The sequence below is a fragment of the Amnibacterium kyonggiense genome, from assembly GCF_004364555.1.
Classification (GTDB): domain Bacteria; phylum Actinomycetota; class Actinomycetes; order Actinomycetales; family Microbacteriaceae; genus Amnibacterium; species Amnibacterium kyonggiense.
Window position 1 is genome coordinate 50,455 of the sequence record NZ_SOAM01000001.1, and the last position, 15,178, is coordinate 65,632.

Genomic DNA, 15,178 nt, shown 5'->3' on the forward strand with positions numbered 1-15,178 from the left:
CGGCGGACCCGGTCAGCGGTCGGACGCGCCCCACGGCTGGCCGTACCCGCCCTCGGCGACCGGCTTCGCCATGAGCTCGAGGAACGGCACCGCGTCGAACGCCTCCGGCCCGCGCACCCCGACGCCCTCCCAGTCCCCGCGCGCGAGCAGCTCGAGCGCGATGACCGGGTTCAGCGCGGTCTGCCAGACCACGCACTGGCTGTCGAAGTCCCGCATCGTGACCTCGTTGTCGGCCACGTGGTACAGGTACACGGCCTTCGGCCGCCCGTCCTTGCCGGTGCCGGTCACGAAGGTCCCGGCGCAGGTCTTGCCGGTCATGCGGGGACCGAGGCCGGCCGGGTCCGGCAGTGCCGCGGCCACGACGTCGCGCGGCGCGACCTCCACCGGCCCCGCGGCGCTCCGCACGCGGATCGGCACCGTGGACGCGAGGCCGAGGTCGCGGATGGTCTTCAGGATGCCGATGAAGTCGGCGCCGAGCCCGTACTTGAAGGTCACGCGCTTCGCGTCGATCCAGCGCGGCATGAGGAGCACCTCCTCGTGCTCGACGTTCACGCACTCGACGGGGCCGATGCCGTCCGGGAACTCGAACACCTCCGGCTCGCTGAACGGGGCGGTGGTCGTCCACCCGGTCCCCCGCTCGAAGATCACCGGCGGGTTCAGGCACTCCTCGAGCGTCGTCCAGATGCTGAAGGAGGGGGCGAAGATCTCGTTGCCGTCGTCGTCCCGAACGACGAGGTTCGCGCCGTCGCGCACGCCCAGCTCGTCGATCGAGTCGAAGAGGTGGTCCGCCGCGTAGCGGGCGAAGACGTCGCTCAGCCCGGGCTCGACGCCCATGCCGACGAGCGCGAGCCGCCCCGCCGACTCCCAGTCCCCCGCCTGCGCGAACTGGTCGTCGCCGAGCTTCACGCCGGTCGTCGTGTACGGGTCGGTCGGGTGCGGTTCGGAAAGACTCATCGCCATGTCGAGGTAGTCCGCACCCGCCGCGAGCGCGCCCGCGAAGACCGACGGGACGAACTTCGGCTCCACCGCGTTCATGACGTGGGTGATGCCGTTCGCCCGGGCGACCGCGGCGACGGCGTCCGGGTCGGAGGCGTCGATGCGGCTCGTCGCGAAGCGGGCCCCGACCTCCGCGCCGTGGCGCTCGGTGATCCAGGCGACCGTGCGCTCCGCTCGTGAGACGTCGTAGTCGCTGACGACCACGGCCTCGTAGAACGAACGGGTGGCGGCGATCTTCGCGATCGCGTCGCCCACTCCCCCGGCCCCGACGATGAGGATGCGCATGGCCGAACGCTAGCGCGTCGTCCGGCCCCGCTCACCGCTCGGACGGCGGACCCGGATGACCTTCGCCCCTGCTCGCCGCGGACCGACCGCCGGACGGTGCTCGTCACGGAGCCGGGGCCCGCCTCGCGCAGGTCCGGGAGCGCGCGGCCGTGCGAGCGCCGTGCGGGGAGGAGCCCATGACGAGCTCGTCGGTCGCCGACGCGCAGCGCGAGCTCGTCCGCCGCACGGGGGCGCCCGCGGCGAAGCTGGCGCCGCCGGTGCTGCCGATGTCGACGATCGACCGCCCGCGGCTGTCGCGAGCGCTGACACGCGCGGTGCGACGCGCGCCGCTCACCGTCGTCCGCGGCCCCGCCGGAGCGGGCAAGACCGTGCTCGCGGCCCGTTGGGCGGCGGAGGCGTCCGCCCGGACGCCCGTCGCGTGGCTCGGCCTGGACCCGTACGACGACGACCCCGTCGAGTTCTGGGCGGAGGCGCTCCAGGCCCTCCACGCCGCAGGCGTGCTCGCGGACCAGCCGCTGCCGCTCCCGCTGGACGGCCTGCCGCGCGGCCTCGTCCCGGAGCTCGCCGGTCAGCTCGCCGCGCGCGAGCGCCCGGCCGTGCTCGTCCTCGACGGCGCCGACGTGCTCTCGGATCCAGCCGTGGTCGGCGGCCTGGACCTGCTCGTCCGCACCGCCGGGCGCGGGCTGCGGCTCGTGCTCTGCAGCAGGGCCGAGCCGCAGCTGCCCCTGCACCGCTACCGCCTCGCCGGCACGGTCGAGGTCATCGACCAGGACCGGCTCCGGTGCACCTCCGACGAGACCCGGACGCTCCTCGGGGCGCTCGGGCTCCCGGCGGGCCGGGACACCGCAGAGGCGCTCTGCGCGGAGACGCGGGGCTGGGTCACCGGCATCCGGCTGGCCGCCGGGCCGCTCTCCCGCGCACCGACGGCGGCCGACCCCGCCGTCTCGCTCGCGAGGGAGGGCGGGGCGATCGCCGAGTACCTCTCGGCGGAGGTGATCGATCCGCTTCCGGGACCCGTCCGGCAGCTCCTCCTGCGCGCCGCCGTGCCGGACGAACCGTGGCCCGATCTCCTCGCCGACCTGTCGGCGACGCCCCGGCCCGGCGGCGTGCTCCGTTCGCTCGTCCGAGCCGCCGCGTTCGTGGAGGAGACGCCCGGAACGGCCGGCGGCTACCGTCTGCATCCCCTGCTGCGGGAGACGCTCCTCGGCCGGCTGGCTGCGGAGCAGCCGGACGAGGTCCCCGGCCTGCACCGCCGCTGCGCCGTCTGGTGCGCCGAGCACGGCCGGCTGCCGGAGGCGGTCGAGCACGCCCTCGCGGCGGAGGACCGGGACCTCGTCGCGCGCCTGCTCCTGGACGGACTCGCCGCGCCGCGCTGGCTCGCGCACGGCACCGACGACCTGTGGGACCGCACGGCCGGGTTGCTCGCGGACCGCGAGGGGCCCGACGGCGCGGTGCTGCGCGCGGCCGCCGCGGTCGCCGACGGCCGGGACCCCGATCCGGACGACCTCGCGGCGGCCGCGAGCGGGGGATCGGACGGGGACCGCCCTCGGCTGCGCGCGTCCGCCGCGCTCACCTGCCTGACGGAAGCGACGCGGCGCGGCGCCGGCGGCTCGGTGGACGCCGCTGCGGTCGAGCCGCTGATCCGCGCCCTGCCGTCGGACGAGCAGCGCGACGCGGCTGCGGTCCTGCGGGTGGATGCGGCGGTCGCCGCACTCCGCTCCGGCGAATCGGCCGACCGGCTCCGCGCAGGCCTGCGGACGGCCGCGACGGCGGCCAGGGTCGCCGGGGCGAGCGCGGCGCAGAGCCTGGCGACGGCGGACCTCGCGGTGCTCGAGGCGCTCGACGGCGACCTCGCCCGGGCGCTCCGCAGCGCCGCCGAGTCGGACGCGCTCGCGGACGCCGGCGGCGGCCCCCTGCGCTCCGCCGCGGCGACGGCGGCGGGTTCGGCCCTCCAGCAGCGCTTCCTCCTCGCCGCAGCCGCCGAGTGGAGCGCGCGCGCCGGCCGCCGGCCGGGGGCCGCCACCGACGCGACCGCGCCGGCCCTCGCGGTGCTCGTCAGCAGGACGCACCGGCTGCACCGCGACTACGACGACGCGTCGGGTCCGCTGCGGCCGTGGCTGCGCGAGCCGGGCACGCCGGCCTGGGCGCGCGAGCACGTGGTCGGCGAGGCGGTCCGGCTCGCGATCGCGCGCCGCGAGTACGCGGAAGCGACGGCGCTGCTGGACGAGCTCGGGGACGGGGGCCGCCGGGCTCGCCTCGCGGCGCGCATCGCGCTGAGCAGCGGTGCCGCCGCGACCCCGCTCTCGGAGGAGCCCGACGCCGGCGCCGGGCCGACCGCGCAGGTGGAGGCGCTGCTGCTCCGGGCGACGTGGCTCCTGGCGACCGGCCGCGAGCGCGCCGCGGTCGAGTCGCTGCTCGCGGCGCTCGACCGCGCCCGGGACGAGGTCCTCCGGCTGCCGTTCTTCGACGCGCCGCCGCCGGCGCGCCGCGCGCTCCGCACCGTCCCCGCCCTGCGGACGGCGGCCGCGTGGCTCGATCCGGCAGCGCGGGTGCCGCCCCGCTCCGCGCCGCGCGCCGGCGCGGACCCGCCGGCCCCCGCGACGGCGTCCGCCGCGGTCGAGGAGCTGAGCGCGCGGGAGACCGAGGTCCTCCGCCACCTCGCCGACCTGCTGTCCACGGAGGAGATCGCCGCGACGATGTTCGTCTCCGTCAACACGGTGCGCACGCACATCCGCAGCATCCTGCGGAAGCTCGGAGTCGCGCGGCGGAACGACGCGGTCCGCCGGGCCCGTGCCCTCGGTCTCCTCTGACCGTCCGCCGCGGAAGTCATCCGCTGCGGACGATGCCCGCCGTCCGCGACTCCGCGACGCTGCCGAGCACCGCCCTCGGCGCATCGGGCGCCGGCCCGGCACCGCCGGGACGCGGGCGGCACCGAGGAGAGGACGAACCGATGACGCAGACCTCGCACGCGACCGCGGAGCAGCCCAGGCCGTCCGCAACCTCCACGGAGGTCCGGGCGGAGCCGTCCGCCTGGACGGGGTGGGTGGCGTTCGCCGGCGCCATGCTGCTCCTGACCGGCGCCTTCCAGGCGATCGAAGGGCTGGTGGCGCTGCTCCGCCCGTCCTTCTACCTCGTGGGGCAGAACGGCCTCGTCGTCCAGGTCGACTACACGGTCTGGGGGTGGACGCACCTCGTCGTCGGTGTGGCGGCGGTGCTCGCCGGGCTCGGGCTGTTCGTCGGCAGCCTCGCCGCCCGCATCGCCGGCGTCGTGCTGGCCGCGGTCAGCGCGATCGTGAACCTGACGTTCATCAGCGCCTACCCGTTGTGGGCGACCATCGTCATCGCGCTCGACGTCGTCGTCATCTTCGCGATCATCGCCCACGGCGGGGAGCTGCGGGAGACCGACTGACGCTCGGGAGCGCACCCCCTCACTCGGGCGGTCGAGCGGCGCCGCCCGGCCGCCGCCGGCCCCGCTCCACGGCGGTGAGCAGGGCGCGGGCGCCGATCCCGATCAGCACCAGATCGCCGATCATCTGCACCATCGCGATCACCCGCGCCGCTGCGCTGACGGGGGCGATGTCCCCGAACCCGACCGTGGCGAACACGGTCACGACGAAGTAGAGGGCGTCGAGACGGGACAGCGGTTCCGTGAAGGCGCGCGCATCACCGTCGGCCAGCACCTGATCCGCGGAGGCGAAGAGCAGGAGGAAGGCGGTCAGCGACACCGCCGCGGCCTCGAGGGCGCGCAGCACCGGCGTCGCCGATCGCACGATCGTCCGCACCTGCCAGGCGAGCAGCAGCGCGACCGCGGCGATGCCCGCGACGAGCCCGATCGCGGACCGCGTGTCGAACGGCCCCTGCAGCGGCAGGAGCGCGTAGACCGTGACGAGCCCGACGACGACCACCAGCGTGCCCGCGGCGTCGACCGCCGTCCGGCGGCGGACGACGGGGTCCGGTCCGCTCGTGGTCCGCATGCCCCGACCCTGCCGGCGCCGCGCGCGCCTCCGCGTCCCCCGCCACGGATGATCCTCGAGGGGCCGCGGGACGGGTCATCCGCCGCGGACGATGCGGACCGGCGCGGCGACGGGCATCGTCGTCGCCGTGCCCGCGCCCGGCGCGGCGCGGGCGGGGAGGGGTCGCGATGTCCACCGGCGTGCCGAGGACCATGGGCAGAACGGCGCCGCCGTCGCCCGCTGTCGCGCGCATCGCGGCCGGCGTGATCGGCGTCCTCGCGATGGCGGCCGGCGTCGCGCTGCTGCTCCATCCCGCGGCGGCCGCGGGTGCGCTCGCCGTCCTCATCGGGCTGGGCCTCGTGCTCGCGGGCGCGGTCGAGATCACCGCGGAGTGGGCGGGCGGTCGGCGCGGTGCGGCCCTGGCGCTCGGCGGCCTGCTCGTGCTCGGCGGCGCCCTGGCGCTCGTCTGGCCGAAGGTCACCCTCGTCACGCTCGCCGTCCTCGTCGCCGCGGTGCTGATCGTGCACGGCGTGCTGCGCATCGCGATGGCCCTCGCGGTGAGCGCCGGCACGCCGGGCCGGGGCTGGCTCGCGGCGGCCGGCGGCGTCAACGTGCTGATCGGCCTCGTCGCCCTCCTGTGGCCGCAGATGACGGTGCTCATGCTGTCCGTCCTGCTGGGGGTCCAGGTCGTGCTGTTCGCCGCCCTGATGCTGGCACTGGCGTTCCTGCCGCGACGCGCCGCCGCAGGTGCGGGGTGAACGCCGATGTGCCGATGGATGGCCTACTCCGGCGAGCCGCTGCTCGCCCGCGACCTGCTCTACACGAGCGAGAACTCGCTCGTCGTGCAGAGCCTGCGCGCGCGACTCGGGGTCGACCCGACGAACGGTGACGGGTTCGGGCTCGGCTGGTACCTCGACGGACCCGAGCCCGGACTGTTCCGGAGCACGGAACCCGCGTGGAACGACCGCAACCTCCACGAGCTCTCCGGCGCCATCCGGTCGAGCATGCTGTTCGCTCACGTCCGCGCATCGACGGGCACCGCGGTGCAGCAGACCAACTGCCACCCGTTCCGGCACGGCGACCGCCTGTGGATGCACAACGGCGCGATCGCCGGCTTCCGCGCGGTGCGCCGCGACCTCGCGTTCGCCGTCGACCCGTCGCTCTACCCCGAGATCGAGGGCACGACCGACTCCGAGCTGTTCTTCCACCTCGCGCTCACGTTCGGTCTCGAGGACGATCCTCCGGCGGCCGTCGCGCGCGCGGTCGGGCTCATCGAGCAGGTGGGGCGTGCGCACGGCGAGCCGTTCCCGCTGCAGATGACGGTCGCGACGACCGACGGGCGGACGCTCTGGGCGTTCCGCTACTCGAGCGAGGGACGCTCCCGCTCCCTGTTCCGCACCGCGGATGTCAGTGCGCTGCGGGAGCAGTACCCGGACAACCCGATCCTCGCCCGGCTCGCCCTCGACTCCCGAGTCGTGACGTCCGAGCCGCTGGGCGGCCTGCGGGGCGCCTGGCGCGAGGTCCCGGAGGCGACGTGCCTCACGGTGCATCGCGACGGCGAGGAGCTCGCGCCCTTCGCCCCCGTCGTGCCGGAGGCCGCGCCGGTCGGCTGATCCGACGGCGCGGCTCCGGCGCCGCTCAGGCGCCTGCGGTCTGCGACCCGGAGGTCAGGTCGTAGACGGTGACGCCGCCGATGGTCGTCGCCGTGAAGTGGTCCTCCACCCAGGCGGCGATCTCGGAGGAGGCGCTGGATCCGCCGTTCGACCGGCCGATCCCGCCGCTGCCGATGAAGTAGTGGATCCGCCCGTCCGCGACGTACTCCTCGAACTGCGCCAGGGTCGGCGACGGGTCGCTGCCGTTGAAGCCGCCGATCGGCATCACGGACTCGCCCGACGCCAGCTGGTACGACGCCGCGTTCTGCGAGCCGACGGCGGCCGCCGCCCAGGTGTAGGAGGAGGCGTTCGACTGCAGCGCCTGCACGAGGGCCGAGGAGACGGAGACGTCGCCGCCGAGCAGCCCGCCGGCACCGCCCCGGGCGAAGCCGCCGCCGAAGCCGCCCTGGGTCCCGGTGCCGCCGCCGAACCCGCCCTGCGTGCCCGTCTGACCACCGAACCCGCCCTGCGTGCCCGTACCCGTGCCACCGCCGAAGCCGAAGCCCCGCTGTGCGCCGCCGAAGGCGCCCTGCTGACCGAAGCCCTGGCGCATCCCGCCGAACCCGCCGCCGCGCCCACCGAACCCCGCGGCGACGGCCGGGCCCGCGGTCGGGAGGGAGCCCGTGTGCGCCGTGAGCGCGGTGTTGACGGACCACGCCATGGGGGCGGTGAGCGCCGCGACGAGGGCGGCGACGACGGCGATCGGGGCGAACGCCCGGACGACGGGCAGCGCGATCAGCGCGACGGCGGCGAGGACGCCGGCCATCACGACGACCACCCGAAGCCACGGCAGGAAGCTCGACGCCTGCGCCATCAGCACCACCGTCCACCAGGTCGTGCCGAGCACGACGACCGCGGCGACGATCCGCGCCCACAGCGCGACCCGCCGCTGCCACAGCAGCCAGGCGCCGGCGCCGACCAGCCCGCCGATCGCCGGGGCCAGGGCGACCGAGTAGTAGGGGTGGATGATGCCCGCGCCGAAGCTGAAGGCGAGGCCGGTCACCACGAGCGTGCCGCCGAGCAGCAGGACCGTGACGCGCGCGCCGTCGGTGCGCGGCCGGCGCCACAGCACGACGAGGCCGACCACGAGGAGCGCGAGCGCAGCCGGGAGCAGCCAGGCGATCTGGGTGCCGAACTCGCCCGAGAAGAGGCGGCCGATGCCGGTCTCGCCCCACATGCCGCCACCGGCGCGCGCGGTGCCGCCGCCGGTCACGGAGCCCGTCTCGTTGCCGGTCAGGCGCCCGAGCCCGTTGTAGCCGAAGGTGAGCTCCAGGAAGCTGTTGTCCTGCGACCCGCCGATGTACGGGCGCATGCTCGCGGGCACCAGCGTGACGATGGCGACCCACCAGCCGGCCGAGAGGATCAGGGTGCCGAGTGCGCCGAACAGGTGCGCGAACCGGATGCCGAGCCGACGCGGGGACGCGACGAGGTAGACGCCGACGAGCACGGGGAGGATCAGGAACGCCTGCAGCTGCTTCGTGAGGAAGGCGAAGCCGACGGCGACGCCGGCCCAGAGCACCCAGCGGGCGCGGCCGTCCTCCACGCCGCGCACGGTCAGGTACGTCGCCAGCGTGACCAGCAGCACCAGCAGCGCGTCCGGGTTGTTGAACCGGAACATCAGGGTCGCGACCGGCGTGAGCGCGGTGACCGCGCCGGCGATGAGCCCTGCCTGCGGCGAGAGGTGCCGCCGCACGAGGGCGTAGACGAGGGCGACGGTGAGCACGCCCATGATCGCCTCCGGCAGCAGGATGCTGAAGGACGAGAGCCCGAACAGCCGGACGGAGAGCGCCATCACCCAGAGGGAAGCGGGCGGCTTGTCGACGGTGATCGAGTTCCCCGCATCCGAGGAGCCGTAGAGGAACGCCTCCCAGTTCGAGGCGCCCGCCTGCACCGCGGCCGAGTAGAAGGCGTTCGCCCACCCGTTCGCGGAGAGGTTCCAGAGGTAGAGCAGCGCGGTGAGCAGCAGGAGGCCGAGGAAGGCCGGCCGCACCCAGGCGGCGTCCGTCGCCCGGCCGCGCCAGAGCGCCGCCGGCGCGGCGCGGAGGCGCGAGCCGAAGCCGGCCGCGGCGCCGCCCGAGGTGGTCGGGGTGGTGGTCGTGGTCATTTCGTGAGCTCCATCGGGGTCTCGGTGGGACGGGGCGTCGCGCGGCGGCGCGACGAGTCGGGGGCGACGCGGCGGGTGCGGAAGACCCAGCCGCGCAGCAGCACGAACCGGAGGACGGTCGCGACGAGGTTCGCAGCGGTGAGCACGAGGATCTCCGTCAGCGCGGAGGCCCGCGGTTCGGTCGCATGCAGGGCCACCAGCGAGCCGGAGGTGATCCCCCACGCGATGCCGAACACGACGAGGCCCTGCAGGTGGTGCCGGACGACGCCGAGCCGGCCGGTGACGCCGAACGTGAACCACCGGTTCGCCCAGGTGTTGCCGACCGCCGTCAGCAGCAGGGCGAGGAAGTTCGCCGCCTGGGCGCCGACGAGCAGGCGGAGCACGAAGAACAGCAGCGCGTAGGCGACGGTGGAGGCGCCGCCGACGACGGCGAAGCGGATCACCTGGCTGCGGAAGCTCGGCCGGGCCGCCGGTGCGAGCGGGCGGCGCCCCAGCTCCTCCGCCACGGCCTCGACCGGCAGCCGGTGCCGCGAGAGGTCGCCGACGAGCCGCACGATGCCGCGCAGGTCGTCCTTCGCCGTGCGCACGATGTCCACCCGGCTGTCCGGGTCGTCCTGCCAGTCGACCGGGACCTCGTGGATGCGGAGGCCGGAGCGCTCCGCGAGCACCAGCAGCTCCGTGTCGAAGAACCAGGCGTCGTCCCGCACGAGCGGCAGGAGGCGGTCGGCCGAGGCCTTCGTGATGGCCTTGAACCCGCACTGCGCGTCGGAGAAGGACGTCGCGAGGACGGTCTTGACGATGCCGTTGTAGGACCGCGAGATGAACTCGCGCTTCGTCCCCCGAACGACTCGGCTCCCCCGGCTGAGCCGCGTCCCGATCGCGAGGTCCGAATGGCCGGACAGCAGGGGCGCGAGCAGCGGCGACAGTCCGGCCAGGTCGGTGGACAGGTCGACGTCGAGGTAGGCGAGCACGCGGGCGTGCGACGCCGACCAGGCGGTGCGCAGCGCGAGCCCGCGACCCTTCCGGTCGAGGTGGACCGCGACGACGTCGGGGAGGCTCGCCGCGAGGCCCTCCGCGAACGACCAGGTCGCGTCGGTACTGGCGTTGTCGACGATGGTGATGCGCCACGAGACAGGCAGGTGGTCGGTCAGGTAGGCGTGGAGGCGCCAGACGTGCTCCTGGAGGACGTGGGCCTCGTTGTGGACGGGCACGACGATGTCGACGTCGGGATCCGCTTCGCTCTCGGGCATGCGGAGCAGGCTCGACGCGCTCCCTCTCCGATTCCTATGACCGGCCGATGAGCGCTCGACGACACCGTTGGAGACCGTTGAGAACGGTCCACCGCGTGCTCGACGGGGCGGCGCGCAGCGGCTCAGACCGGCTGGGCCTCCTCCTCGGCGAGCTGCTCGGCCGCGAGCTTCGCGTAGAGCCCGCCGAGCCGGAGCAGCTCGAGGTGCGTGCCGCGCTCGACGATGCGGCCGGCGTCGAGCACGAGGATCTCGTCCGCGTCCACCACCGTCGACAGCCGGTGCGCGATCGCGATGGTCGTCCGGCCGGCGGACGCGGCGTCGAGGGCGTCCTGCACGACCCGCTCCGACATCGAGTCGAGCGCGCTCGTGGCCTCGTCGAGGACCACGACGGGCGGGTTCTTCAGCAGCACGCGGGCGATCGCGATGCGCTGCTTCTCGCCGCCGGACAGGCGGTAGCCGCGCTCCCCCACGACGGTGTCGTAGCCGTCGGGGAACCGCTCGATCGTGTCGTGGAGATTCGCGCCGGCCGCAGCCGCGCGGATCTCCTCGTCCGTCGCGTCCGGCTTGGCGTACCGGAGGTTCTCCCGGATCGTCGCGTGGAACAGGTAGGTCTCCTGGCTCACGATGCCGATCGTGGCGAGCAGCGACTCCTGCTGCAGGTCCTTCACGTCCACGCCCGCGAAGCGCACGGACCCGCTCGTCGCGTCGTAGAGCCGCGGCACCAGGTAGCCGATCGTCGTCTTCCCGGCGCCCGACGGGCCGACGAGCGCGACGGAGGCCCCCGGCTCGACGGTGAAGGAGACGTCGCGCAGGATGTCGACGGCCTCCTGTCCGGGCCCGCCGGGGTAGGCGAACCCGACGCCGTCGAACTCGACGCGGCCGAGCGCGGGACCCTGCGGCACCGGCACGGCGTCGGCCCGGTCCGTGATCGCGGGCTGCAGGTCGAGGTACTCGAAGATGCGGGCGAACAGCGCCGACGACGTCTGCAGGTCGAGCGCGACCCGCAGCAGGCCCATCAGCGGCCAGGTCAGCCGCGCCTGGACGGTGGTGAAGGCGACGATCGTGCCCGCCGTGATCGCGACGCCGTTGCTGAGGAGGACGCCGGAGACGAGGTAGACGACCGCCGGCACGATCAGCAGGAAGATCTGGACCATCGCGAAGAAGCCCTGACCGGACATCTCCTGCCGCACCTGCAGCTGCAGCTGCTTCCGGCTCTCCGCGGCGTACCGCTCCGTCTCGTGCCGCTGCTGCGTGAAGGCCTTCGCGAGCAGGATGCCGGAGACGGAGAGCGCCTCCTGCGTGATCGCGGACAGCTCCGACAGCGACTCCTGCGTCTGCGTCGCGATGCGGGCCCGGCGCTGGCCCACCCGCCGCTGCACGACGGCGAGGATCGGCAGCAGCACGATCGCGATCAGCGCGAGCTGCCAGCTGAGCAGGAACATCGCGACGAACGCCGCGATCACCGTGACGGTGTTGCCGACCACCGACGAGACCGTGTTCGACAGCACGTTCGCGACGCCGCCCACGTCGTTCGCGAGGCGGGACTGGATCACCCCGGTGCGGGTGCGCGTGAAGAACCCGAGCTCCATCTGCTGGAGGCGGGTGAAGAGGCGCTGCCGGAGGGAGGCGGTCACCCCGTTCCCGATCGTCGCGGTGAGGTAGGTCTGCCCGACGCCGAGCACCTGCGACACGACCCAGATGAGGACCATGCCGCCGACGATCTCGGCGAGCCGCGGGAGGTTCGGGCCGCCGCCGGGGAAGAGCCCCTGGTCGAAGGCCTCCTGCGTCAGCAGCGGCGGCGCGACGGTGAGCCCCGCCGTCACCAGGACGAGGACGATCGTGAGTGCGAGGCGGCCGCGGTAGGGGTGGAAGAGCTCCCGGATGCGCCGCCCGAAGTCGGGGATGCGCGGCGCCTTCGCGTTCTGCTCGCGCATCGCGGAGGCGTCCTGCCTGGACCCGCGGATCGCCTGCATGCTCACCGGGGAAGGCTACGGGCGTCCGCGGGCGGGACCGTGCGCGTTCTCGGAGCGCGATCAGCCGGGGGACGGGCGACTCGCAGGCCCCGCTCCTACGGTCCGGGCATGAGCGACACCACTCCTGCACCCGGATCCCGCCTCACCGTCGAGGACGCCGGATCGACCACCGACCCCGCGGACCTCGTCGACGGCGACGCCTCGACCGCGGGCACCACCGGCACCGCGCCGTCCACGGGCGCGGACGACCTGCCCTCGGCGCCGGGCGCGACGACGAGCGGGCTCTCCTCGCTCGTCGCGGACGACGACTCGATCGGGCACGTCTTCGACCAGACGAACGGCGTCGTGGAGGGCATCGACGGCGACTCCGACGGCACGGCGGAGAGCGACGAGCGCAGCGCCGCCGAGCGCGCCGACGAGGACCCTGCCTTCGAGGCGTTCGCCGATACGGAGACACCGCGCGCCGACGACACGGACGACCCCCGGGTCACCGGCAACTGAGCGAGGCGCTGACGCATGCCGCTGCGGGTATGCGTCAGCCGGCTGCCCACAGGATCGCGGCCGAGACGGTCGGCAGGGCTTCGGCGTCCCTCCGGTAGAGGGCGCCGTGGTCCGGCCGGCCCGCGCGATCGGCGTGCTCGGCGACGTCGTCGAGGAGCGGCCCGACGGCGACGAGGATCGCCGCCGGGGCGACGTCGCCGTACGCGTCGGCGAGGAGCCGGAGCCGGCGACCGCGTTCCTCAGGCGGGGTCGACCTGCCGTCGACGTTCTCGGGAGCGGTGAGCGGCACGAGCCGGTAGGCGAGGTGCGCCAGATCGCGCACGCGCGGCCCCGGCGACGCCTGATCGAGGTCGATGACGCCGATGATCCGGTCGCCGTCGACGACGAGGTTGTAGGGCGCGAAGTCGTTCACCGAGATCACCTGGGCCGGCTCGCGCGTGGGCTGCTGCCAGACCGCACCGGCCGTGTCGAAGTCCGCGCTCGCGTCGTGCAGACGCCGCAGGACCGCCGCGGCCCGCACCAGGAACGCGTCCGTCCACACGGCCTCCGGGAGCGGGTACGCGGGCACCGAGCCGGGCAGGAACGCGAGCACCTCCCGCCCCTCGTCGTCGAACCCGAACGGCTCCGGCACGAGGTCGACGCCGCGCGACCGGAGGTGCCGCAGGTAGGCGTGGACGGTCGGCGTCCACGGACCGCCGACGCGGTGCACGTGGTCGCCGATCCGGACCGGGGCGTTGCTGTTGCCGCCGAGCAGCGACTCGGGGCGGTCCTCGGTCATGCCGGGTCGCGGATCCAGGCCGTCGCGTCCGCGGGCAGCACGCGGTCGGCGCCGATCGGCGCCGTCGCGACGAGGATCTCGCCCGCGGGCAGCGTCGCGGGCACGCCGAAGGTCGTCACGCACCGCCAGCCGCCGTCGCGCTCGACCTCGATCACGCCGTCGCGGCCGTCGACGAACCGCACGCCCTCGCCGGCGGTCAGCTCGGCGCGGAGCGCGAGCGCTCGGCGGTAGAGGTGCAGGGTCGAGTCCGGGTCGGCCTCCTCGACCGCCACCGCGTAGTCCGCGAACCAGGCGGGCTGCGGCAGGTGCGAGCCCCCGGCGCCGAAACCGAACGAGGGGCCGTCCGCGGTCCACGGCAGCGGCACGCGCGCGCCGTCGCGGCCCTTCTGCGTGTGGCCGTCGCGCTCCCAGATCGGGTCCTCCAGCGCCTCGAACGGGATGTCCGCGACCTCGGGGAGTCCGAGCTCCTCGCCCTGGTAGAGGTAGGCGGACCCCGGCAGCGCGAGCAGCAGGAGGCTGCCGGCCCGGGCCCGAGCCAGCCCGAGCCGCCGGTCCTCCACCGGCTCGCGCCCGTGCGCCATCAGCCACGCGGGCAGGTCGGCGTCGGCGGGCAGGCCGAAGCGGGTCGCATGGCGCACGAGGTCGTGGTTCGACAGCACCCACGTCGACGAGGCGCCGGCGGCCCGCGCGCGTGCGAGCGATGTCTCGATGGTGCGGCGGAACCCGTCGGCCGACCACGGCTCGAGCACCAGGTCGAACTCGAAGGTCTGGCCGAGCTCGTCCGGCCGCGCGTAGAGCGGCAGGCGCGCCGGGGAGGCCCACGCCTCGGCGACCGCGCTGCGGGGCGGGTCGTACTCGTTCATCACGGAGCGCCAGCCGCGGAAGATCTCGTGCACCTCGTCGCGGTCGAACAGGATGTCGGTGCCGTCGTCCTTGAGGTCGTCGCGGTGGATCCGCGGGTAGCTCGGGAGGGGCTCGGACAGGTCCTTCGCGAGCGCGTGGGCGACGTCGACGCGGAAGCCGTCCACGCCGCGATCGGCCCAGAAGCGCAGGACGTCGTGGAACTCCTCCCGCACCTCGGGGTTGCTCCAGTCGAAGTCGGGCTGCTCGGGCGCGAAGAGGTGCAGGTACCACTGGCCGTCCGGCACCCGGGTCCAGGCCGGCCCGCCGAAGTGGCTCACCCAGTCCGACGGCGGCTGCGAGCCGTCCTCGCCGAGGCCGTCGCGGAAGATGTAGCGGGCCCGCTCGGGCGAGCCGGGCGCGGCGGCGAGCGCCGCGCGGAACCAGGCGTGCCCGGACCCGGAGTGGTTCGGCACGATGTCGACGACGATCCGGATGCCCTCCGCGTGGAGGGCATCGACGAGGTCGTCGAACTGCTCGAGCGTGCCGATGCGGGGGTCGACGTCCCGGTAGTCGTCCACGTCGTAGCCCCCATCAGCGAGGGCGGACGGGTAGAACGGGCTCAGCCAGACGGCGTCGATCCCGAGCTCCGCGAGGTAGGGCACGCGGTCGATCAGCCCGGTCAGGTCGCCGATCCCGTCGCCGTTCCCGTCCGCGAAGCTGCGCGGGTACACCTGGTACACGACGGCGTTCCGCCACCAGGTCGGGTCGGTCAGGTCGCGCTCAGTCCTCGGCACGGGAGCACGATAGGGCTGCAATCGCTTGCAGACGCGACGCATGATGTGC

The 15,178-nt window shown here is 74.7% G+C and carries 12 protein-coding genes; 5 read left to right on the top strand and 7 right to left on the bottom strand.

Going from position 1 to position 15,178, the window contains the following annotated elements; translation table 11 throughout:
• Positions 1 to 12: 12 nt before the first annotated feature.
• Positions 13 to 1,281 carry a saccharopine dehydrogenase family protein gene (locus CLV52_RS00320; protein WP_133763803.1) on the bottom strand — a complete coding sequence of 423 codons (1,269 nt, stop codon included), beginning with the start codon at positions 1,279 to 1,281 and terminating at the stop codon, positions 13 to 15.
• A gap of 176 nt (positions 1,282 to 1,457) precedes the next feature.
• Here CLV52_RS00320 and CLV52_RS00325 point away from each other — a divergent pair, with 176 nt between their 5' ends.
• Together CLV52_RS00325 and CLV52_RS00330 are read left to right on the top strand one after the other, a co-directional pair.
• Entirely contained in the window at positions 1,458 to 4,091 is a 2,634-nt protein-coding gene (locus CLV52_RS00325) for a winged helix-turn-helix domain-containing protein (protein ID WP_133763805.1), read from the top strand.
• A gap of 140 nt (positions 4,092 to 4,231) precedes the next feature.
• Positions 4,232 to 4,690, top strand: coding sequence for a DUF7144 family membrane protein (locus CLV52_RS00330; RefSeq protein WP_133765755.1), 459 nt, complete (start codon positions 4,232 to 4,234; stop codon positions 4,688 to 4,690).
• 19 nt (positions 4,691 to 4,709) lie between these two features.
• Here CLV52_RS00330 and CLV52_RS00335 read toward each other — a convergent pair whose 3' ends face one another.
• Positions 4,710 to 5,255: a potassium channel family protein gene (locus tag CLV52_RS00335; RefSeq protein WP_133763807.1), complete on the bottom strand. Its 546-nt coding sequence runs from the start codon at positions 5,253 to 5,255 to the stop codon at positions 4,710 to 4,712.
• Positions 5,256 to 5,422: 167 nt separating this feature from the next.
• Between CLV52_RS00335 and CLV52_RS00340 the strand changes: the two genes are divergently transcribed.
• Positions 5,423 to 5,992 (top strand): DUF308 domain-containing protein, encoded by a 570-nt coding sequence (locus CLV52_RS00340; protein ID WP_133763809.1) that lies wholly within the window; start codon positions 5,423 to 5,425, stop codon positions 5,990 to 5,992.
• Positions 5,993 to 6,010: 18 nt separating this feature from the next.
• A complete protein-coding gene (locus CLV52_RS00345; RefSeq protein WP_246017839.1) occupies positions 6,011 to 6,847 on the top strand; it encodes a class II glutamine amidotransferase in 837 nt (278 codons plus the stop codon).
• A 25-nt stretch (positions 6,848 to 6,872) separates the two neighbouring features.
• On the opposite strand, the gene CLV52_RS00350 is transcribed toward CLV52_RS00345, so the two are convergent.
• The 3 genes from CLV52_RS00350 to CLV52_RS00360 all read right to left on the bottom strand — a co-directional run bounded on the left by CLV52_RS00350 (position 6,873) and on the right by CLV52_RS00360 (position 12,213).
• Complete coding sequence (locus CLV52_RS00350; protein WP_133763813.1) at positions 6,873 to 8,990, bottom strand: glycosyltransferase family 39 protein; 2,118 nt, start codon at positions 8,988 to 8,990, stop codon at positions 6,873 to 6,875.
• Positions 8,987 to 10,240 (bottom strand): glycosyltransferase, encoded by a 1,254-nt coding sequence (locus CLV52_RS00355; protein ID WP_133763815.1) that lies wholly within the window; start codon positions 10,238 to 10,240, stop codon positions 8,987 to 8,989. The genes CLV52_RS00350 and CLV52_RS00355 overlap by 4 nt, the downstream gene beginning before the upstream one ends.
• Positions 10,241 to 10,362: 122 nt before the next feature.
• Positions 10,363 to 12,213, bottom strand: coding sequence for an ABC transporter ATP-binding protein (locus CLV52_RS00360; protein WP_133765756.1), 1,851 nt, complete (start codon positions 12,211 to 12,213; stop codon positions 10,363 to 10,365).
• 108 nt (positions 12,214 to 12,321) lie between these two features.
• Between CLV52_RS00360 and CLV52_RS18635 the strand changes: the two genes are divergently transcribed.
• Positions 12,322 to 12,714 (top strand): hypothetical protein, encoded by a 393-nt coding sequence (locus tag CLV52_RS18635; RefSeq protein WP_211342578.1) that lies wholly within the window; start codon positions 12,322 to 12,324, stop codon positions 12,712 to 12,714.
• A gap of 34 nt (positions 12,715 to 12,748) precedes the next feature.
• Here CLV52_RS18635 and CLV52_RS00370 read toward each other — a convergent pair whose 3' ends face one another.
• Both CLV52_RS00370 and CLV52_RS00375 read right to left on the bottom strand, forming a co-directional pair.
• Positions 12,749 to 13,492 (bottom strand): phosphotransferase, encoded by a 744-nt coding sequence (locus CLV52_RS00370; RefSeq protein WP_133763817.1) that lies wholly within the window; start codon positions 13,490 to 13,492, stop codon positions 12,749 to 12,751.
• Positions 13,489 to 15,171: a glycoside hydrolase family 13 protein gene (locus CLV52_RS00375; protein WP_133765757.1), complete on the bottom strand. Its 1,683-nt coding sequence runs from the start codon at positions 15,169 to 15,171 to the stop codon at positions 13,489 to 13,491. The genes CLV52_RS00370 and CLV52_RS00375 overlap by 4 nt, the downstream gene beginning before the upstream one ends.
• Positions 15,172 to 15,178 lie beyond the last annotated feature (7 nt).